Genomic DNA, 19944 nt, shown 5'->3' with positions numbered 1-19944 from the left:
ATTTACGTGAAGCGAAGTAAGTTCTCACGTTTTCTCCAGATATTCGATGCGGTCGGCGTCGAGCGCCGACGTCACCATCGCCGACAGTCCGGGATGGTTCTCGAGGCGCGGGTCGTCCGCGATCACCGAACGCGCGAACTCGGACGCCGCGGCGATGACGTCCTCGTGGCCGAGTAGCGACAACAGCCGCAACGTGGATGTCGTGCCCGACTGCGCCGCACCGAGAATGTCGCCCTCGCGGCGCGTGGCGAGGTCGAGTTGCGCCAGTTCGAAACCGTCGTTGGTCGACGCCACGCTCGACAATCGCTCGTAGGCGGGACCGCCCGGATTCATCTTCGTGACGAGAATGCACAGGCCCTGGTGTTTGCCACGGCCGACGCGTCCGCGCAGCTGGTGCAGCTGACTCACACCGAAACGGTCCGCGTCGACGATCACCATGATCGTCGCGTTCGGGACGTCGACGCCGACCTCCACGACCGTGGTGCACACGAGGACGTCGATGTCGCCGGCCGTGAAGTCGCGCATCACCGCATCCTTCTCGTCCGCGGGAAGCCGGCCGTGCAGCAGACCCACCCGCAGGTCCGGCATGATCGTGCCGCTCAACTCCTCGAACACCTCGACGGCGGACTTCGTCTCGGGCGCTTTCTCGTCGAACGCGTCCTCACCGTCACCCTTCTCGCCGTCTCCGATGCGCGAGCACACGACGTACGCCTGCCGCCCCTCGGCCACGTCCTCGCGGATCCGTTCCCACGCGCGCGCAACCCACTGCGGCTTCTGGGACGCGGGTACCACACTGCTCTTGATCGGTGACCGCCCCTTCGGCAGCTGGCGCAGCGTCGACACCTCGAGATCGCCGAGCACCGTCATCGCGATGGTGCGGGGAATCGGCGTCGCCGTCATCACCAGCAGATGCGGGCTCAGGCCCTCCCGCGCCCTCGACCGCAGCCGGTCGCGCTGCTCGACACCGAACCGGTGCTGCTCGTCGACCACCACCATCCCGAGATTGAAGAATTCGACGTTGTCCTGGATCAGGGCGTGCGTGCCGATGACGATCCCGGCGTCGCCGGTGATCGCCTCGTTGAGAGCGGTGCGTTTGGCGGCGACCGGCATCGACCCCGTCAGCAGCGCCACCCGTGTGGCCTTCTCGTGCGCCCCGAGTTCCCCGGCGGTCGCGAGGGAGCCGAGCATCGCCCGCAACGACCGGGCGTGCTGCGTCGCGAGGACCTCGGTCGGCGCGAGCAGGGCGCACTGGTAACCGGCGTCGACCACCTGGAGCATGGCGCGCAGGGCCACGATCGTCTTACCCGAACCCACCTCACCCTGCAGCAGCCTGCTCATCGGGTGTGGCTGCGCCAGATCGGCCGAGATCTCGTCGGCGACCGCGTGCTGACCGTCGGTGAGCTGGAACGGAAGCATCTTCTCGAACACGTCGGCGATCCCGCCGGGCACCGGCGGGCACTCGGGCGCGACTCGCTCGGCGTTGTCGTGACGGCGACGGGCGAGAACCAGCTGGAGCGCCGTCGCCTCGTCGAACCGCAGGCGGTCGTGGGCGTTCTCCACGTCCTCGCGGGTGTCGGGCAGGTGAACCGACCGGAGGGCTTCGTCGAGACCGATCAGGTCGCGTTCGGCCCGGATGGTCTCCGGCAGCGGGTCGTCGACGTGATCGAGCTGGTCCAGGATCTGGCGGACGCACTTCATGATCGTCCAGCTCTCGACGTCCCGCGTGGCGGGATAGAGCGGGATCAGCGCCCGGTCGAACACGGACAGATCGACCCCCGCACCGGGTTCCTGCGACGCCCGGGCGATTCCGGCGAGATCCCCGGCACCGCGGATCCTGTCGACGTTCACGACGGGGTCCTCGCTGCCGGCACGCGGCTCGGGAAGGATGAGGTAGCTCGGATGGGTGAGGCTCCACTTCTGGCGGAAGTACTTGACCGTTCCCGAGAACATCGCGCGCACACCCGGCTTGATCACGTGCTTGACCTTCTGCGGGCTGAAGAAGGTGACGTCCACGTTCTGGGTGTCGGTCGACAGGACCACCTTGAGCATGCTGCCCGGCCGGTTCTTCATCTTCACGACGGCCGCGGACGTGACCCGGGCGATGATCGTGATGTGCTCGCCCTCCGGCGGGTCCTTCTCCGCGAGCTCGCGGCCCTGCGAGGCGTACCGGTGCGGGTAATGCCGCAGCAGGTCCTCGACCGTGCGGATGTCGAACGCCTCCTCGAGCGCGTCGGCGGTCTTCTTCCCCAGCAGATGATCGAGCCGGTCGGACAATGTGGCCATCGAATTCCTCATTCCACCCCGAGTTGCAACAGATCTCCAGGTTGTCCACCGTGGTAGATCATCACCTCGACGCCGGGGTGCCGCTGCGAGATGTGATCGGCCAATTCAGTGTCCAGCCCCTCCGGCGCCTCCGACCCCATCAGGAGCGTCACCAGTTCGCCACCTGCGCCGAGGACGAGGTCGACGAGCCGCCGTCCGGCCCCGACCGCGTCCGGTTCGATGACGATCACCTCGTGACCCATCAGTCCGATGCCGTCGCCCGGTTCGCAGGTGCCCACGTAGGTGAGGGCCCGTTCCCGGGCGATGCGCAACGATCCCCAGCGGGTGGCGGCGGCCGCCTCCGACATCGCGAACGCGTCGTCCACCGCCTCACGTTCGGGGTCGTGCACCGCCAGGGATGCGAGTCCCTGCACCATCGCGGACGTCGCGAGCAGCAGGACCTCGTGGCGGGCGTCCCTCGCCGCGGCACTGACCGCGACGAGTTCCTGGGCCGTCAGCGCGCCGTTGGGGAGGACGAGCACCTCGGTGCGTCCCATCTGCCTGATGATGCCGAGGAGCTGGGCCCGGGTGACGGGGGCGTCGTCGCACCGGAGGACTGTCGCGCCCTCGCTCGCGAACAGTTCGGCGGCGCCGTCCCCGGCCACGACGGCGACGATGCCCCGCTCGCCCTGATCCGGCCGGGTCCGGACCGGTGGAACGAGCAAACCCTGGTCCCGCGCATCCACGAGGAAACTGCTGACCCTGATTCCGTGGATGCGTCCCGCCGACAGTCCGGCCTCCACGGCGGCGCCCGCATCCGTGCAGTGCACGTGCACCGACCAGCCTCCGCCGCCGTCTCCGACGATCACGATCGAGTCCCCGAGGGCGTTCAGCGTGGTGCGCAACTCCCCCATGCGGTCCTCGTCGGACTCCGCGACCAGGTACATCACCTCGAAGTCCTGATCCGAGCCCTCGCCGCAGTCGGGTCCGGGTCCCGGATGCGCATGCGGGCCCTGCGACGCGGGCGGCACGACAACGGGGACGGGCTCTGCGCGATGAGTGGACGGGGTGCGGCGCGGAACGTGGAGCGCGATCGGTGCGCGATCCGGCGGCGCACCCGTCACGGCCGTGACGAGCGCGTCGAGGATCACGACGAGGCCGAGTCCTCCCGCATCGACGACGCCCGCGGTGCCCAGCACGTCGAGTTGCGACGGCGTCCTGGTGAGCGCGGACGCCGCCGCATCCGCGGCTGCGCGTGCCGTGACCGCGATCGGCGCCTCGTCCGGGAACTCCGCCGCCGCGTCGGCCGCGCAGCGCAGCACGGTGACGATGGTGCCCTCCACCAGGTAGCTCACCGCGTCCGTCACCAGATTGGTGGCCATCAGCAGTCCGGTCCGGACCGTCCGGGTGTCGACGACGGAGGTGACGGCCGCTTCCGCGACCCCTCGCAGCACCTGGGACAGGATCACCCCGGAGTTCCCCCGCGCGCCTGCAACTGCGCCCCGAGCCAGGGCGATGGCAACCTGCCGGACGTCCTTGGCGCCGCTTTCGGTGCCCGCGTACTCGTCGATCGCACCCAGTGCCGCCCGCATGGTGAACAGCAGGTTGGTACCCGTGTCGGAGTCCGGGATCGGAAAGACGTTGAGGCTGTTGATCTCCTCGCACCGCTTTTCCAGACCCGCGACGGCGGTCCGCGCCCACGATTCGAGGACTCGACCGTCCATCGGGAGCTCAGGGGCCACTGTCGTCCTCTCCGGCCAGGGGAATGGGAAGGTGCCGTCAGACTAGTCGGGGGACGATGATCGGGCCCGCGGTCCGAGCCCTTCGGGACCGGGTTTGGCCAATCCGCACTCGAGCGGCTACTCTTGCACGGTTGCCTCGTACAGGGCGCGCTTGCTGTGCCCTGTCTCCACGAGGCCAGCAAATTTCACAGTTCACTATCTTGAAGGAGTTCGCGACTATGGCTGCCGTCTGCGACGTATGCGCCAAGGGGCCCGGCTTCGGTAAGTCGGTCTCGCACTCGCACCGGCGTACCAACCGTCGCTGGAACCCGAACATTCAGACTGTTCGTGCCGAGGTTGCCCCCGGAAACACCCGGAAGGTCAACGTCTGCACCTCCTGCCTGAAGGCTGGAAAGGTTGCTCGGGGCTGACCCGACGCTGCGTGCGATGTCACTGCGCCCCCGACACTTCGGTGTCGGGGGCGCAGTTTTTTTGTGTCGCCACACCTGCCCTATTCGGCATCGTCGCAGCGCATCGGGGCACGTCGGGCACCCGCAGGGGCCCACGTAAGGTGCAACGGTGACTTCTCTCGATGGACTCAGCAAAGTACAGCTCGAAGACGGCGTCCTGCGCATCACGATCGCGACGGCGGAGAACGGCACCTCGCTGGACGGCGAGGGCATGGTGCAGGGTGCCCGGGCACTCGAAGCGGTCGGTGACCGAATCGGCAGCGTCCTTCTCGTCGGGGAGGGCCCGAACTTCTGCGCGGGCGGCAACGTCCACGCCTTCGCGGCCGCACCGGTGCGAAGCGAATACGTCGCCGAGGTAGCGCGCGTGTTCCACGAATTCGTTCGTGCGCTCGACGCTGTGACCGTTCCGGTGATCGCCGGTGTTCACGGGTGGGCGGCGGGCGCCGGCATGAGCCTCGTCTGCCTCACGGACGTCGCCATCGGCGGCCCGGGCACCAAGCTGCGCCCGGCCTACCCGTCCATCGGCTTCACCCCGGACGGCGGCATGTCCTGGACCCTCCCGCGCATCGTCGGCGACGCCCGCGCGCGCGAGATCCTGATCACCGATGCCGTTCTCAGCGGTGACGAGGCCGTCCGCCTGGGAATCCTCAGCCGCCTCGTCGGCGACGACGTCGTCCAGGACGAGGCACTCCGGCTCGCCCGCACGCTCGCTGCCGGCCCGACGCCGTCCTTCTCGGGGATCAAGACGCTCGTCCGCGCCTCCCGATATCGCACGCTCGCCGAGCAACTCGACGCGGAGGCCGCGTCGATCGCCACCGCGGCCGACAGCCCGGTGGGACGCGAGGGCGTCGACGCCTTCGTCGAGAAGCGACGTGCCGACTTCTCGTCTGTGGAGTGAAGCGGCGTGCCGACTTCTCGTCTGCGCAGTGAAGCGGCGCGCCGACTTCTCGTCTGCGCAGGAGGGGAATTCGCCGATTACGGCAGCTGCCAGTTCACCGGCTCGGCGCCCAGGCCGTCGAGGAGTTCGTTCGCCCGGCTGAACGGCCGCGATCCGAAGAATCCGCGCGACGCGGACAACGGTGAGGGGTGGGCCGACTCGATGGTCGGCACGTCGCCGAGCATCGGTTTCAACGTCGACGCGTCCCGGCCCCACAGAATTGCGACGAGGGGTTCGGGGCGCGCCACGAGAGCACGAATGGCCTGCTCGGTCACCGCCTCCCAGCCCTTCTTCCGGTGCGAGGCCGGAAGTCCGGGCTGCACGGTGAGAACCCTGTTCAGCAGAAGCACTCCCTGCCGCGACCACGGCGTGAGGTCCCCGGTGGTGGGCGTCTCGTAGCCGAGGTCCTTGCTGTACTCGGTGAAGATGTTGCCGAGGCTGCGTGGCACCGGGCGCACGTCCGGGGCCACCGAGAAACTGAGACCGACCGCGTGACCGGGTGTGGGGTACGGGTCCTGGCCCACGATCAGGACCTTGACCTCGGAGAACGGGTGGGTGAACGCCCTCAGGACGTTCTCTCCGGCGGGGAGGTACTCACGCCCGTCGGCGATTTCCGCGCGCAGGAACTCGCCCATCTCCGTGATCCGTCCGGACACGGGTTCGAGTGCGTCTGCCCATCCGGCCTCGACGAGGTCCGACAGCGGCGCCGCCATCAGTCGAGCCTGCGCAGCGAGTCGCGGTAGTAGGCCGCGTTCGCGGCGTACATTTTCACGTTCATCTCGAGATGCCCCTCGGGAACCTCGTAGTTCTGCCGGATCTTCGCGGGGACGCCGAGCGCCATGCTCCGCGGCGGAACCTCGAACTTGAACGGAACGACGGCGCCGGCACCGACGACCGAACCGGCACCGATGACCGAACCGTTGAGCACGATCGAACCGGACGCGATCAGGCAGTGGTCGCCGATCGTGGATCCCTCGATGTGGGCGGCGTGACCGACGACGCACCCCGAGCCGATGACGGTGGGATCGTTCGACGTGCAATGGATCACGGTGCCGTCCTGGATGTTCGTGTCGGCGCCGACGGTGATGGTGCCGTAGTCGGCGCGGAGCACGGCCTGCGGCCACACCGAGGTGCCTGCCGCCAGGGTCACGTTCCCGATCACCACGGCGTCGGGATGGACGTAGGCGTCCGGATGGATGTCGGGTTCGCGGTCCCCGAGCGCGTAGATAGCCATGCGTGCAACCTATACCGAGAAACTCTGCCAGCCGCCGGCCCCCGGCCAGGTCTCGCCGTCGACCGAGATGCCGGACCCGTCGTGCACCGCGCCGATCGTCGTCCACCCCGCCGGGAGCGGGACGTCGGCAGGAAAGGTGGCGGCGAAGCCGTGGTCCTCTCCCCCGGTCAGCACCCATTCCCAGTGGTCGGCGCCGAGAAGCTTCGCCGCCGACACCAGTTCGGGTGAGACGGCGATTTCGGATCGGGTGAGGGCCATTCCGACGCCGGAGGCGTCGCAGATGTGACCGAGATCGGCGAGGAGCCCGTCGGAGATGTCGGTCATCGCGTGCGCGCCCCCGTCCGCGGCGGCCCAGGCGGCGGAGTACGGCGGAGTGGGGACACGATGCGCGGCGAGAAGATCCGGGAAGTCCGAGGACCCGCCGACCAGCAGCGCGAGACCGGCCGCCGACCGGCCGAGGTCGCCGGCCACGGCGACGACGTCGCCCGGCCGCGCGCCCGATCGCCGGATCGGGCTCCTGCCACCCAGATCACCGAGAACGGTGACGGAAATCACGACCTGCCCGGCCTGCACGAGATCACCGCCCACGACGCCGGCCCCGAGTTCCTCCGCGCTCTCTCCGATTGCCGCCGAGATGCCGTCCGCCACGTCGATCGACGTGTCCGGCGGCAGGCCGAGGGAAACCAGGAAAGCGGTGGGCCGCGCCCCCATCGCCGCGACGTCGGCCGCGTTCTGTGCCACCGCTTTGCGGCCCACGTCCCGCGGCGACGACCAGTCGAGCCGAAAATGCCTGTCCTGCACCAGCATGTCGGCGGACACCGCCACCCGGCCGTCGTCCGCCCGGACGAGGGCGGCGTCGTCGCCGGGGCCGATCAGGGTGGACGGGGGCTGCACCCGTCCCTCCACCGCTCGGCCGATCACGGCGAACTCGCCGACGTCGGCGACGGTGAGGGGCGGGTTCGGGTCCGGGGAATCCGTGGGTGTGATGGTGTGCCTCCAGTGTCGGGTGGCCCGGGCAGCGGCTGTGGGTCCGGTCGACGGAATGTGCGACTGCGGTACCTTTTAGCTGTTGCCGGGACTTCTCGGCACGTGACCGATCAGCGCGCCGAAGCACCCGCGACTCTACCGAGATCATGCGGCGCGGAGCAGGGAAGGGCCGGAGCGAGAGTGCAAGCGTTCATCCTGATCCAGACCGAAGTCGGCAAGGCTGCGGCGATCGCGACCGAGATCGCGAAGATCACCGGAGTCCGGACCGCCGAGGACGTGGTCGGACCGTACGACGTCATCGTGCGGGTGTCCGCTGACGACGTCGCCCCCGTCGTCAAGGAGATCCGTCAGGTCTCCGGCATCACCCGCACCCTCACCTGCGATGTCCCCGAAAAGTCTGCGAACAAGAACTGAGCATGTCCGACCTCGAACCCGAACAGAGCACACCCGCCGGCAACTCCGACCCGGTTCCCGCGGAGCGGCGCAATCCCGCACTCATCGCGACGGCCGTCGCGCTTCCCGTGGCCCTGGTCATCGGCATCGTCGTCGCGGCGGTGTTCGCCGGCCGGAACCCGGTGAAGGAACCCGTGTCGCTGGGCCCCGTGCCCGCGCCCACATCCGGCTCCGCGGAGTGCGCCACCCTGATGGCGGGCCTCCCCGACGCGCTAGGCGACTACACACGCGCCGAACTCACCGAACCCGCACCCGAGGCGACCGCCGCGTGGCAGCCGGCCGAGGGCGAACCACTCGTCCTGCGTTGTGGTCTGGACCGTCCCGCGGAGTTCGATCAGGCTTCGCCGCTGCAGGTGATCGACGGAGTTCAGTGGTTCGAGATCTCGGGCGCGAGCGCCGGAATCGACGCGAGCAGCTATTTCGCCGTCGACCGCGGCGTGTACATCGGACTCACGGTTCCCACCGGGGTGGGACCGACGCCGCTTCAGGACATTTCCGGCGCGGTGTCGCGGGCGTTGCCGCAGAAACCCCTCGATCCGGCGCCTGTGGCGAATCCCTGAGCGCCGGACCGCCGTTTCTCTAGCGGAGGCCGATGCCGCGCGCGAGGGCGGTGTCGACCAGGGTCGAGACGAGGGTGCCGTAGTCGACGCCCACCGCACCCCACATGCGCGGGTACATCGAGATCGACGTGAATCCGGGCATCGTGTTGATCTCGTTGATCACCGGGCCGTCCTCGGTCACGAAGAAGTCGACGCGCGCGAGTCCCTGGCAGTCGAGCGCGGAGAACGCGCGCACCGCGAGTTCGCGGATCTCTTCGCTGACCGATTCGTCGAGTTTCGCGGGTACGTCGAACTCGCACACGTCGTCGAGGTATTTGCTGTCGAAGTCGTAGAACGCCTCGTCGTCGTCCGCACCTTCGGGCATCCGGATCTCGGCGATGACGCTGGCCCGCACGTCGCCGTCCGGGAACTCGAGGACTCCGCACTCGACCTCGCGGCCGACGATCCCGGATTCGACGATGACCTTCGGGTCGTGCAGACGGGCGTGGGCGATGGCGTCGTCGAGCCCGGCCCACTCGGCCACCCGGGTGATGCCGATCGACGATCCGCCGCGGGCCGGCTTCACGAATACCGGGAGGTGGAGGCGGGACTTCTGTTCGTCGGTCAGCGTGGTGGTGCCCGGGCGGAGGACGACCTGGAACCCGACGGGCAGGCCTTCCGCGGCGAGCAGCTTCTTCGTGAATTCCTTGTCCATACCGGCCGCGCTGGCGAGCACGCCGGGACCGACGTACGGGACACCTGCGAGTTCGAGCAGCCCCTGGATCGTGCCGTCCTCGCCGTAAGCGCCGTGCAGGACGGGGAAGACGACGTCGACCGAGGCCAGGATCTTGCCCGCTTCGCCGTCGTCGAGGGCGACGAGGTCGCCGGACCGCGTCGGGTCGGCGGTGAGGGCCAGTGCGGACCCGTCTGCGTCGACGCTGGGGAGTGCCCGGCCGCGGATGGCCAGCGTCTCGGGGTCGGTGGAGCCGAGGACCCACGAGCCCTCGGTGGTGATGCCGATCGGCACCACCTCGTACCGTTCCGGGTCGAGGTTCCTCAGGACGCTTCCGGCCGACACACAGGACACGGAATGCTCGTTGCTGCGGCCACCGAAGATGACGGCTACCCGGGTACGCGGTTTACTCACGACACAAACCGTACCGTCGCCGTGACACGCTCACCGCACCCACCTCTCCTCATATTTCCTTCGCCGACCTCACGACACGTCGGGTCCCGCACTCACAATGCGGACAGGGCCTGTTCGAGATCGGCGACGAGGTCTTCGGTGTCCTCGATTCCACACGAGATCCGCACGAATCCGTCGGGCACGGGGTCACCCCACCGGGCCCGGCGGTCGGCGGTGGTGTGGATGCCGCCGAAGCTCGTCGCAGGCACGAGGAGCTCACTTCCGGCCACGAGTCGGTGGAACTGTTCGGCGGAGTCCACCTCGAAGCTCACCAGCCCGCCGAATCGACGCATCTGACCGGCGGCGACGGCGTGTGCAGGATCTCCGGGCAGTCCCGGGTACCGGACGCGGTGAGCCGCCGGATGCGACTCGAGCAAGGCCGCGAGGGCGAGGGCGTTGGCGCACTGACGCTCGAATCTCAGACCGGCCGTCCCGAGACTCCGGTGGGCGAGCCACGTCTCGAACGGCCCCAGCACCGTGCCCGACAGCGCCCTCTCGCGTTCCATTCCGGCCAGGAAGTCGGCGTCCGACGCGGCGATGTACCCCATGAGGAGATCGCTGTGCCCGCTCAAAGTCTTTGTGCCGCTGGCGACTACCACGTCGGCGCCGAGTGCGAGCGGCTGCTGGCCGAGTGGGGTGGCGGTCGTGTTGTCCACCACGAGAACGGCGCCCGCGTTGGCGCACTGCTCGGACACGGCGCGCAGATCCACCACGTCGAGGGAGGGGTTGGCCGGAGTCTCGGCCACCACCACCGTCGTCCCCTCGGCGGACGCCAGCAGTGCGGCGGCCGCCTCGCCGGCCATGTCGGCGGTCCGCAGTTCGTGCACGGTGATGCCCATCGGCTCCAGGCGCTCCCGCGCGTACGCGCGCACCTGGTAATAACCGTCGGACGGAACGACGACGGTGTCACCGGCGGTGAGCAGACTCCTGAGCACGACGGTGACCGCCGACATCCCGGAGCCGACGACGAGTGCGCCCGCGGCGCCCTCGAGCGTCGCCAGCGCCGATTCGAGGTCGCGCCAGCCCGGATTGGAGGCACGCGCGTAGGTGTCGGATTCGGTTCCCTCGTCCGCGCTCAGCTGATACGGCGCAGCGAAAACCGGACCCCTCTGCATCGGTGAGCCGGGAACATTTTCTGCGGCAACGGCTTTGACGCAGCGGGTGGAATCACCACTCACGAGCTCACTCCGGCTTCGTGCGGCGGCCGAGCAGCTGACCGATCGCGTCCTGCACCACGAGGCCCTCGTGGCACACCCGGTGCACGGCATCGGTCAACGGCATCTCGACGTCGTAACTGGCGGCGAGAGCCCGCACCGACGAGCACGATTTGACGCCCTCGGCGACCTGACCGTGAGTGGCCGCCTGGGCACTCTCGATCGAACCACCCTGGCCGAGGCGTTCACCGAACGACCGATTGCGCGATAGGGGCGACGTGCACGTGGCAACCAGATCGCCCACTCCCGCGAGACCCGCGAGGGTGGCAGGTTTCGCACCGAGTGCTACTCCCAGCCGGATGATCTCGGCCAGACCGCGAGTAATGATGCTCGCAATCGTGTTCTCTCCCAAACCGATTCCCGATGCCATACCGCAGGCGAGGGCGATGACGTTCTTGCAGGCGCCGCCGATCTCGCACCCGATGACGTCCGAATTCGTGTACGGACGGAAGTATCCGGTGGCCGAGGCCTTCTGCAGTTCCAGCGCCCGCGTCGAATCCGTGCACGCGACGACCGTCGCCGCCGGCTGACCGATCGCGATCTCCCGGGCCAGATTGGGCCCGGACAGGACGGCGACCCGCCCGGGGTCTGCGCCGGTGACCTGGATGATCACCTGACTCATCCGCATGAGGGTGCCGGTCTCGATGCCCTTGGCGAGGCTCAGGAGGGTGGCGTTCTCGGGGATCATCGGACTCCAGACCTGCAAATTGTCGCGCAGGGACTGCGACGGCACCGCGAGGACGACGATGTCGGCGCCGTCGAGTGCGGCCCGCGCGTCGTCGGTGGCGGTCAACGACGGAGGCAGGGCGATGCCCGGCAGGTAGTCCGTGTTCTCGTGCCGCGACACGATCGACTCGGCGACCTCACCGCGTCGCGCCCACATGGTGACATCGGTCCCGGCGTCGGCCAGGACCTTCGCAAATGCAGTCCCCCATGAACCCGCTCCCAGTACCGCAGCCTTGCTCACACAGCCCCCTCGTCGTTCGTTACCCGATGCGTCGCCCACAGTATTGCCGATGCCGAGGTCGAGCGCCGCCCCGCTACCGAACTCGTTCGCTGCTCAGCCACGACCGGGCGTCCGGAGCACCACCCCGCGCGGGCTGGCAAGATATCCGCATGAGCACAGCGACCCGATCCGTGGCGCCGCGCGCGCACGTACTCGTCGCGGTGAAGGAACTCCACGCGGCCAAGACGCGGCTGTCGGGAGTCTTCGACACGGACGACCGCACCGGACTGGTGCTGTCGATGCTGCGCGACACTCTCGCCGTCGTCAGCGACGTCGCGACGGTCGTCGGTGTCACCGTGGTCACGCCGGACCCCGCGGTGGCGCGGCTCGCACGCAGTGTCGGCGCGCACGTCTACGCCGACCCCGCACCCGTGTCCGCCGAAGACCGGCCGGACGAGACCGGTACCGAGCACAGTCTCAATGCGGCGCTGTCGGCGGCGGCCGAGCACGTCCGCAGCAACGAGCGCGGAGTCGACGTCGTCGCACTCCAGGCCGATCTTCCGTCTCTGCGCGGAGGCGAATTCGGTGAAGCACTCGCCGCGGCGAGAACCGGCGGCAGGTCGGTGGTCGTCGATCATCACGGCACCGGAACCGCCGCACTGTTCTCCTGCGACCCGGAAATTCCGCTCGATCCCCGGTTCGGACCCGGATCGGCGAAGCGGCATCTCGAATCCGGGGCCCGTCCCCTCGACGGGCACTGGCCGGGTCTGCGGACCGACGTCGACACCGCCGACGATCTCGATGCCGCGCAGGCTCTCGGCGTCGGACCTGCGACGCGTGCCGCACTCGACGCGCTCGAACACACCGCCCCCTCGCGCTGCGGAAACGAGTAGGCAACGCACCCCGCGTGAATTTGCCCCATCGATTGTCCGCGGCCGAATTCTCGAGGGATGATCGTGGGGTGAGTAACCGAGAAGCACTCGACCAGCAGACCGACGTCGACGGAAAGAACGGAACCCGCGACGGCATCGTCACGGCGAATCCCACGAACGTTCCCATGGCGCCCCCCGCTGCCACGAGTGCCCTCACGAGCGCACTGACCGACGGGCTCCCCGAAGATCGTTACCTGAACCGCGAACTCAGTTGGCTCGATTTCAATGCCCGGGTTCTCGCCCTCGCCGAGGACACGTCGCTGCCGCTGCTCGAACGCGCCAAGTTCCTCGCCATCTTCGCGTCCAATCTGGACGAGTTCTTCATGGTCCGCGTCGCCGGACTCAAGCGCCGCGACGAGACCGGGCTGTCCGTCCGGTCCGCCGACGGTCTCTCCCCCCGTGAACAGCTCTCGCTGATCGCGACCCGGACCCAGGAGATCTCGGAGAAGGCCGCCCGGGTCTTCCTCGACTCCGTTCGTCCCGCGCTTGCCGCCGAAGGGATCTCCATCATCGGATGGGACGATCTCACCGACGACGACCGCGAGCGCCTGTCGGTGCATTTCCAGGACCAGATCTTCCCCGTACTCACTCCGCTCGCCGTCGACCACGCCCACCCGTTCCCGTACATCAGCGGCCTGAGTCTCAACCTCGCGGTGACGGTGAAGGATGCGGTCACCGGTGGCGAACACTTTGCGAGGGTCAAGGTTCCGGACAACGTGGGCCGGTTCGTCCGCGTCCGCCGCGACGAGACTCCCTCCTCCATCGACGCGTTCCTGCCCCTGGAAGATCTGATCTCCGCACACCTCGACATGCTGTTCCCGGGCATGGAGATCGTGGAGCACCATGCATTCCGGATTACACGCAACGCCGATTTCGAGGTCGAGGAAGACCGCGACGAAGATCTCCTGCAGGCGCTCGAGCGTGAGTTGGCCCGCCGCCGCTTCGGTTCACCGGTGCGACTCGAGGTCGCGGACGACATGACCGAGCACATGCTCGAACTCCTCCTGCGCGAACTCGACGTCGATCCCGGTGACGTCATCCAGGTACCCGGACTGCTGGATCTGTCGTGCCTCTGGCAGGTGTACGCGGTCGACCGGCCGGCCCTCAAGGACGCACCGTTCGTCCCGGCAACGCATCCGGCGTTCGGCGAGCGAGAAACGCCCAAGAGCGTCTTCTCCACCCTCCGCGACGGCGACGTCCTGGTCCACCACCCGTACGACTCGTTCTCCACGAGCGTCCAGCGCTTCATCGAACAGGCTGCGGCCGACCCCCAGGTTCTGGCGATCAAGCAGACTCTCTACCGCACTTCCGGCGACTCCCCCATCGTCGACGCGTTGATCACCGCCGCCGAGGCGGGCAAACAGGTTGTGGCACTGGTCGAGATCAAGGCGCGATTCGACGAGCAGGCGAACATCAAATGGGCCCGCAAGCTCGAACACGCGGGGGTGCACGTGGTGTACGGACTGGTCGGGCTCAAGACCCACTGCAAGACGTGCCTCGTCGTCCGCCGCGAAGGGTCCACCATCCGGCGTTACTGCCACATCGGTACCGGCAACTACAACCCGAAGACCGCCCGGCTGTACGAAGACATCGGCCTGCTCACCGCGGCACCCGAGATCGGCGCAGACCTCACCGACCTGTTCAATTCCCTCACCGGCTACTCGCGGAAGACGCAGTACCGCAACCTCCTCGTCGCGCCGTACGGTGTGCGCCGGGGAATCATCGAGCGCATCGACGGTGAGATCGCGCACAAGCTGCGGGGCGAGGACGCCGGAATCCTGCTGAAGGCCAACGCCTTGGTCGACGAACAGGTGATCGACTCGCTCTATCGCGCATCCAAGGCCGGTGTGCCCGTCGAGATCGTCGTGCGTGGCATCTGCGCCCTCAAACCCGGAGTTCCCGGCCTGAGCGAGAACATCCACGTCCGGTCGATTCTCGGACGTTTCCTCGAGCATTCCCGCGTCTTCCATTTCCGCGGCGCCGACGAATTCTGGATCGGCAGCGCAGACATGATGCACCGCAACCTCGACCGACGCGTCGAGGTCATGGCGCAGGTGAAAGATCCTCGACTCACCGCTCAGATAGGCGAGATCGTCGATTCCGCGCTCGATCCCGTCACGCGGTGCTGGGTGCTCGGGGCCGACGGCCGGTGGGTTCCGTCGCCTGCCCACGGCGAGGAGGTTCGCGACCACCAGGAGGCCATGATGCGCAAACGAATGGGCACCGGATCCTGATCGCGGCGAATCCGCGGAAGAAGGAAGGAACTCGGTGAGCAGTTCACCCGGCAAACCGGTCAAAGCCAATATCTTCGCCGCGGGCGCCGTGCTGTGGCGAAAATCTCCCGGCAATCCCGACGAGATCGAGATCGCGCTCATTCACCGGCCCAAATACGAGGACTGGTCATTTCCCAAGGGAAAGCTCGACCCCGGCGAGACCGCCGTGGTGGCCGCACTGCGTGAGGTGGAAGAAGAGACGGGAATTCGCGGGCGTCTCGGCCGGCATCTCGGCGCGTTGACGTATCCGATTCCGGGCCACCGCCGATTGAAACGAGTCGAATACTGGGCTGCAGAAGCCCGCGCCGGCGAATTCGTCTCCAACAGCGAAGTGGACGAAATGCGGTGGCTTCCCGTATCCGAGGTCGCCGATCAGCTGTCGTATCCCATGGATCGCAAGATGCTCCGTCGATTCACGGCTCAGCCACCCGACACCGCGACCGTGCTACTGGTCCGGCACGCCAAGGCTGGAAGCCGGAAACGGTACAAGGGTGACGACACCACCCGGCCCCTGGATGCGAACGGCCAACTCCAGGCCGAAGCGCTCGTCGCGCAGCTCGAGGCGTTCGGAGCCACGGACATCACGTCGGCCGACCGGACGCGGTGCACACAGACGGTCGAGCCGCTGGCACGCGCGTTGGACACGACCGTCCGGTTGGATCCGCTGCTGTCCGAGGAGAGTTACACCGCCGACCCGGTGGCCACTCGCACACGGGTCCGCAAGATCGCCGCTCTCGGCGGAGTTCAGGTGATCTGCAGTCAGGGTGGCGTCATTCCCGATCTGCTCGACTGGTGGGCGGAGATCGACGGCATCGCGCTTCCCCCGGCGCGGAACCGAAAGGCGAGCACCTGGGTGCTCTCGCTGTCCGGTGGCAAACTCATCGCCGCCGACCATATCGACAGTCCGCTGCCTCCCACCCGGAAGGACTGAGACCCGCCGGCCGGAGTTCACCGGGACACCAGGAGAACACAGACAGGCGCCAACCCCCAGGGTTCGGCGCCTGTCTGTGTTCGGGCAGTCCTGTGTGCGCTGTATTACTTGGCGCGCTTCGCGGGAGCCTTCTTTGCTGCGGTCTTCTTGGCGGCAGTCTTGGCCGGAGCCTTCTTGGCCGCGGTCTTCTTGGCGGCCACGGTCTTGGCCGGAGCCACCTTCTTCGCCACGGTCTTCTTTGCAGCCGTGGTCTTGGCCGGAGCCTTCTTGGCCGCAGTCTTCTTGGCAGCCACGGTCTTGGCCGGAGCCACCTTCTTCGCCACGGTCTTCTTTGCAGCCGTGGTCTTGGCCGGAGCCTTCTTGGCCGCGGTCTTCTTGGCAGCCACGGTCTTGGCCGGAGCCACCTTCTTGGCTGCGGTCTTCTTGGCAGCCGTCTTCTTGGCAGCAGCCTTCTTGGCGGCGGCCTTGGTGGCGGGTGCCGCTGCACCGCGCTTGACTGCCGGACCGGTGGCCGGAAGCTTCTGGCCGCCAGCGATAACCGCCTTGAACTGAGCGCCCGGGCGGAACGCCGGCACCGACGTCGGCTTGACCTTGACGGTCTCACCCGTGCGCGGGTTACGTGCGACACGTGCCGCGCGACGACGCTGCTCGAAGACACCGAAACCGGTGATGGTCACGCTGTCGCCGCGGTGCACTGCCCGGACGATCGTGTCCACGACATGCTCGACAGCTTCCGTTGCCGTGCGCCTGTCCGTGCCCAGTTTCTCGGTCAGAACATCGATGAGCTCTGCCTTATTCATTGAAATTCCTCCGCGAACTAATGGTCCATCATCGGACCGACTACGAACTACGGTAAACCTGAATACCGCAGGAGTCTATGTGCCACGCCAATTCTCATACAACGCGGCACCATTCTCAGGAACTTATTATCTGGCAGACAGGGCTCCGATTCCAACTTTCAGTCGGCCGGAGTGGGCTCCGGAAGAGTCGCAGGTTTCCAAGAAGGCCTTGACTTTTCGAACTCGGAAATGGCTTCTACCTGCCGTAATGTCAATCCGATGTCGTCCAGACCCTCGATCAGACGCCACCGCGTGTAGTCATCAATCGCAAAGGGCACCACGGTGGTTCCGGCCGTCACAGTCTTGTTCTCGAGGTCGACAATCAATTCGAGACCGGGCTGCTCGTCGAGCAACTTCCAGAGCAGTTCGACGTCCGACTGGGCCACCTGAGCGGCCAGCAGACCGGCCTTGCCGGCGTTGCCTCGGAAGATGTCCGCGAAGCGAGACGCGATCACGACCCGAAATCCGAAGTCGGATAGCGCCCACACGGCGTGCTCCCGGGAGGAGCCCGTGCCGAAATCGGGCCCGGCCACCAGAACGCTGCCCTTGTCGTACGGGGCGACGTTCAGAACGAAGTTCGGATCGTTTCGCCACGCGGCGAACAGACCGTCCTCGAAACCGGTGCGGGTCACTCGTTTCAGGTAGACCGCCGGAATGATCTGGTCCGTGTCCACGTTGGATCGCCGCAGCGGAACGCCGATACCTTTGTGTGTGCTAAAGGATTCCATCGAAAAATCTCCTAAATTCCTTGGGTCCTAGGCCAGATCTGTCGGCGCGGACAGTGTTCCCCGGACTGCGGTCGCGGCGGCGACCAGCGGCGAAACCAGGTGAGTCCGGCCGCCCTTGCCTTGACGGCCTTCGAAATTGCGGTTGGACGTGGACGCCGAACGCTCGCCGGGCGCGAGCTGGTCCGGGTTCATCCCGAGGCACATCGAGCACCCCGCCTGCCGCCATTCGGCGCCCGCGGCGGTGAAGATCTCGCCGAGACCCTCCTTTTCGGCCTGCGCGCGAACGCGCATCGAGCCCGGCACGATCAGCATCCGGACCCCGTCGGCGACGTGGCGGCCGCGCAACACGTCGGCCACGGCCCTCAGATCCTCGATCCGGCCGTTGGTGCACGAACCCACGAAAACTGTGTCGATCGCCACCTCACGCAAGGGAGTTCCGGCTTCGAGACCCATGTAGGTCAACGCCTTCTCCGCGGCGTGACGCTCGCTCTCGTCCACGATCTCGGCCGGATTCGGCACGGCCTCGCCGAGCGGCAGGCCCTGCCCCGGGTTGGTGCCCCAGGTCACGAACGGCGTCAGCGAGCTCGCGTCGATGTGGACCTCGTTGTCGAAAACCGCGCCCTCGTCGGTCTTCAACTGCTCCCAGGCCTCCACCGCGGCGTCCCAGTCGGCACCCTTCGGCGCGTGGGGTCGTCCCTTGATGAACTCGTAGGTGATCTCGTCGGGGGCGATCATGCCTGCTCGCGCACCCGCCTCGATGGACATGTTGCAGACGGTCATCCGCGCTTCCATCGACATCTTCCGGATCGCTTCGCCGCGGTACTCCAGGACGTAGCCCTGGCCTCCACCCGTTCCGATCTTCGCAATGACAGCCAAAATGAGATCTTTACTCGTCACGCCTTCGGGCAATTCGCCGTCGACGGTGATCGCCATCGTCCGGAAAGGACGCAACGACAACGTCTGCGTCGCCATGACGTGTTCGACCTCACTGGTGCCGATACCCATCGCGAGCGCGCCGAACGCGCCGTGGGTGGACGTGTGGCTGTCACCGCACACCACGGTCATGCCGGGCTGGGTGAGACCGAGCTGGGGTCCGACGACGTGGACGATGCCCTGATCGATGTTTCCCATCGGGTGCAGCCGGACACCGAATTCCTCACAGTTGCGCCGCAGCGTGTCCACCTGAGTCTTGGACACGGGGTCTGCGATCGGCTTGTCGATGTCGACGGTGGGGACGTTGTGGTCCTCGGTGGCGATCGTCAGGTCGGGCCGGCGCAGTGGGCGCCCCGCCAGCCGGAGTCCGTCGAATGCCTGCGGACTCGTCACTTCGTGAACGAGATGCAGGTCGATGTAGATGAGGTCGGGGTTGTCTCCCTCACCCCGGACCACGACGTGGTCTTCCCACACCTTCTCTGCCAGGGTGCGTGCTTTCTCCGCCATCTTCTCCACCTCTGTGTGTCTTCTCGCACCGCGGGCATCGGGCCGGTCCGCCGTGCGCTTGATGTCGTTACCCTCTTCCCGGACACGCACTCGACGTGAGGCGAAGGTGCGCTATGATCCCAGTATGCGAGAAAGTGGTATCGACCTATGAGACAGCATAGCGGCATCGGGGTCCTTGACAAAGCGGTGGGCGTGCTGCATGCCGTGGCCGAGAAGCCCTGCAGCCTCACCGAACTGTGCTCGCGCACCGGACTCCCCCGCGCCACCGCCCACCGGCTGGCCGTCGGGCTCGAGGTCCACCGCCTCCTGACCCGCGACTCCGACGGGCTGTGGTGCCCCGGTCCCGGCCTCGCCGAACTCGCTGCAACGGCTAACGATCCGCTCGTCTCGGCGGCGGCGCTCGTCCTTCCGCGACTGCGCGAGATCACCGGTGAGAGCGTGCAGCTGTACCGCAGGGAAGGCACGCAGCGCATCTGTGTGGCGGCGATGGAGCCGCCCACGGGCCTCCGCGACACCGTTCTCGTCGGGGCACGACTGCCGATGAGCGCCGGCTCGGGCGCCAAGGTCCTTCTCGCCTGGGCCGACCCACAGACTCAGCGCGCGATTCTCCCCGACGCGGCGTTCGGCGAACGCGTGCTGCTCGAAGTCCGCAGACGTGGCTGGGCACAGAGTGCCGCCGAGCGGGAACCCGGTGTCGCCAGTGTCGCCGCACCCGTGCGGGATGCCGGCGGCGCTGTCATCGCAGCGATTTCGGTGTCCGGACCCATCGACAGAATGGGCAGGCGCCCCGGGGCCCGGTGGGCGGCCGACCTGCTCGCCGCCGCGGAGGCGTTGCACAAGAGACTCTGACCA

General features: G+C 67.5%; 19 protein-coding genes. 8 read left to right on the top strand and 11 right to left on the bottom strand.

What is annotated here, in order from left to right:
- Positions 1–24: 24 nt before the first annotated feature.
- The gene (recG, locus tag CJ177_RS05875; protein WP_095867399.1) at positions 25–2283 is read right to left on the bottom strand and encodes an ATP-dependent DNA helicase RecG; all 2259 of its coding nucleotides are present in this window, start codon (positions 2281–2283) and stop codon (positions 25–27) included.
- Between the two features lie 8 nt (positions 2284–2291).
- On the bottom strand, positions 2292–3986 hold the full coding sequence (locus CJ177_RS05870; RefSeq protein ID WP_095867398.1) for a DAK2 domain-containing protein: 1695 nt from the start codon (positions 3984–3986) through the stop codon (positions 2292–2294).
- Positions 3987–4222: 236 nt separating this feature from the next.
- On the opposite strand from CJ177_RS05870, the gene rpmB reads away from it, so the two are divergent.
- Together rpmB and CJ177_RS05860 are read left to right on the top strand one after the other, a co-directional pair.
- Positions 4223–4414: a 50S ribosomal protein L28 gene (rpmB, locus tag CJ177_RS05865; RefSeq protein ID WP_005240429.1), complete on the top strand. Its 192-nt coding sequence runs from the start codon at positions 4223–4225 to the stop codon at positions 4412–4414.
- Positions 4415–4562: 148 nt separating this feature from the next.
- Complete coding sequence (locus tag CJ177_RS05860; RefSeq protein WP_061041990.1) at positions 4563–5351, top strand: enoyl-CoA hydratase/isomerase family protein; 789 nt, start codon at positions 4563–4565, stop codon at positions 5349–5351.
- A gap of 77 nt (positions 5352–5428) precedes the next feature.
- On the opposite strand, the gene CJ177_RS05855 is transcribed toward CJ177_RS05860, so the two are convergent.
- The 3 genes from CJ177_RS05855 to CJ177_RS05845 are packed head-to-tail and all read right to left on the bottom strand — an operon-like array spanning position 5429 to position 7545.
- A complete protein-coding gene (locus CJ177_RS05855) occupies positions 5429–6103 on the bottom strand; it encodes a uracil-DNA glycosylase (RefSeq protein ID WP_025432337.1) in 675 nt (224 codons plus the stop codon).
- Positions 6103–6624, bottom strand: coding sequence for a gamma carbonic anhydrase family protein (locus tag CJ177_RS05850; RefSeq protein WP_005240423.1), 522 nt, complete (start codon positions 6622–6624; stop codon positions 6103–6105). Before CJ177_RS05850 ends, CJ177_RS05855 begins: the two co-directional genes overlap by 1 nt.
- A gap of 9 nt (positions 6625–6633) precedes the next feature.
- Complete coding sequence (locus CJ177_RS05845) at positions 6634–7545, bottom strand: thiamine-phosphate kinase (RefSeq protein WP_005240422.1); 912 nt, start codon at positions 7543–7545, stop codon at positions 6634–6636.
- A 246-nt stretch (positions 7546–7791) separates the two neighbouring features.
- Here CJ177_RS05845 and CJ177_RS05840 point away from each other — a divergent pair, with 246 nt between their 5' ends.
- Positions 7792–8025: an Lrp/AsnC ligand binding domain-containing protein gene (locus CJ177_RS05840; RefSeq protein WP_005240420.1), complete on the top strand. Its 234-nt coding sequence runs from the start codon at positions 7792–7794 to the stop codon at positions 8023–8025.
- A gap of 2 nt (positions 8026–8027) precedes the next feature.
- Complete coding sequence (locus tag CJ177_RS05835; protein ID WP_025432336.1) at positions 8028–8624, top strand: DUF3515 domain-containing protein; 597 nt, start codon at positions 8028–8030, stop codon at positions 8622–8624.
- A gap of 19 nt (positions 8625–8643) precedes the next feature.
- On the opposite strand, the gene CJ177_RS05830 is transcribed toward CJ177_RS05835, so the two are convergent.
- The 3 genes from CJ177_RS05830 to CJ177_RS05820 form a co-directional block, all read right to left on the bottom strand.
- A complete protein-coding gene (locus CJ177_RS05830; RefSeq protein WP_005240416.1) occupies positions 8644–9750 on the bottom strand; it encodes a D-alanine--D-alanine ligase family protein in 1107 nt (368 codons plus the stop codon).
- A 92-nt stretch (positions 9751–9842) separates the two neighbouring features.
- Positions 9843–10967 (bottom strand): cystathionine gamma-lyase, encoded by a 1125-nt coding sequence (locus tag CJ177_RS05825; protein ID WP_005240414.1) that lies wholly within the window; start codon positions 10965–10967, stop codon positions 9843–9845.
- 4 nt (positions 10968–10971) lie between these two features.
- Positions 10972–11970 (bottom strand): NAD(P)H-dependent glycerol-3-phosphate dehydrogenase, encoded by a 999-nt coding sequence (locus tag CJ177_RS05820; protein WP_005240412.1) that lies wholly within the window; start codon positions 11968–11970, stop codon positions 10972–10974.
- 149 nt (positions 11971–12119) lie between these two features.
- Here CJ177_RS05820 and cofC point away from each other — a divergent pair, with 149 nt between their 5' ends.
- The 3 genes from cofC to CJ177_RS05805 all read left to right on the top strand — a co-directional run bounded on the left by cofC (position 12120) and on the right by CJ177_RS05805 (position 16085).
- Complete coding sequence (cofC, locus tag CJ177_RS05815) at positions 12120–12842, top strand: 2-phospho-L-lactate guanylyltransferase (RefSeq protein WP_025432335.1); 723 nt, start codon at positions 12120–12122, stop codon at positions 12840–12842.
- A 68-nt stretch (positions 12843–12910) separates the two neighbouring features.
- Positions 12911–15115, top strand: coding sequence for an RNA degradosome polyphosphate kinase (locus CJ177_RS05810; RefSeq protein ID WP_005240409.1), 2205 nt, complete (start codon positions 12911–12913; stop codon positions 15113–15115).
- Between the two features lie 34 nt (positions 15116–15149).
- Positions 15150–16085 carry an NUDIX hydrolase gene (locus tag CJ177_RS05805; protein ID WP_005240406.1) on the top strand — a complete coding sequence of 312 codons (936 nt, stop codon included), beginning with the start codon at positions 15150–15152 and terminating at the stop codon, positions 16083–16085.
- Between the two features lie 104 nt (positions 16086–16189).
- On the opposite strand, the gene CJ177_RS05800 is transcribed toward CJ177_RS05805, so the two are convergent.
- The 3 genes from CJ177_RS05800 to leuC all read right to left on the bottom strand — a co-directional run bounded on the left by CJ177_RS05800 (position 16190) and on the right by leuC (position 19101).
- The gene (locus CJ177_RS05800; RefSeq protein ID WP_095867397.1) at positions 16190–16885 is read right to left on the bottom strand and encodes an HU family DNA-binding protein; all 696 of its coding nucleotides are present in this window, start codon (positions 16883–16885) and stop codon (positions 16190–16192) included.
- Positions 16886–17043: 158 nt separating this feature from the next.
- Positions 17044–17652: a 3-isopropylmalate dehydratase small subunit gene (leuD, locus tag CJ177_RS05795; protein ID WP_005240402.1), complete on the bottom strand. Its 609-nt coding sequence runs from the start codon at positions 17650–17652 to the stop codon at positions 17044–17046.
- Positions 17653–17679: 27 nt separating this feature from the next.
- The gene (leuC, locus tag CJ177_RS05790) at positions 17680–19101 is read right to left on the bottom strand and encodes a 3-isopropylmalate dehydratase large subunit (RefSeq protein ID WP_025432333.1); all 1422 of its coding nucleotides are present in this window, start codon (positions 19099–19101) and stop codon (positions 17680–17682) included.
- A 138-nt stretch (positions 19102–19239) separates the two neighbouring features.
- Between leuC and CJ177_RS05785 the strand changes: the two genes are divergently transcribed.
- The gene (locus tag CJ177_RS05785; protein WP_005240398.1) at positions 19240–19941 is read left to right on the top strand and encodes an IclR family transcriptional regulator; all 702 of its coding nucleotides are present in this window, start codon (positions 19240–19242) and stop codon (positions 19939–19941) included.
- Positions 19942–19944 lie beyond the last annotated feature (3 nt).

Origin of the sequence: Rhodococcus sp. ACPA1, from assembly GCF_002300195.1 — a bacterium.
Taxonomy (GTDB): Bacteria; Actinomycetota; Actinomycetes; order Mycobacteriales; family Mycobacteriaceae; genus Rhodococcus_F; species Rhodococcus_F opacus.
This window is presented reverse-complemented; position numbering and strand designations above follow the sequence as displayed.

Bases quoted from the DNA above. Each gene is read 5' to 3' on its own strand.
- recG (WP_095867399.1), bottom strand. From the start codon at position 2,283: ATGGCCACATTGTCCGACCGGCTCGATCATCTGCTGGGGAAGAAGACC.
- CJ177_RS05870 (WP_095867398.1), bottom strand. From the start codon at position 3,986: ATGGACGGTCGAGTCCTCGAATCGTGGGCGCGGACCGCCGTCGCGGGT.
- rpmB (WP_005240429.1), top strand. From the start codon at position 4,223: ATGGCTGCCGTCTGCGACGTATGCGCCAAGGGGCCCGGCTTCGGTAAG.
- CJ177_RS05855 (WP_025432337.1), bottom strand. From the start codon at position 6,103: ATGGCGGCGCCGCTGTCGGACCTCGTCGAGGCCGGATGGGCAGACGCA.
- CJ177_RS05850 (WP_005240423.1), bottom strand. From the start codon at position 6,624: ATGGCTATCTACGCGCTCGGGGACCGCGAACCCGACATCCATCCGGAC.
- CJ177_RS05835 (WP_025432336.1), top strand. From the start codon at position 8,028: ATGTCCGACCTCGAACCCGAACAGAGCACACCCGCCGGCAACTCCGAC.
- cofC (WP_025432335.1), top strand. From the start codon at position 12,120: ATGAGCACAGCGACCCGATCCGTGGCGCCGCGCGCGCACGTACTCGTC.
- CJ177_RS05800 (WP_095867397.1), bottom strand. From the start codon at position 16,885: ATGAATAAGGCAGAGCTCATCGATGTTCTGACCGAGAAACTGGGCACG.
- leuD (WP_005240402.1), bottom strand. From the start codon at position 17,652: ATGGAATCCTTTAGCACACACAAAGGTATCGGCGTTCCGCTGCGGCGA.
- CJ177_RS05785 (WP_005240398.1), top strand. From the start codon at position 19,240: ATGAGACAGCATAGCGGCATCGGGGTCCTTGACAAAGCGGTGGGCGTG.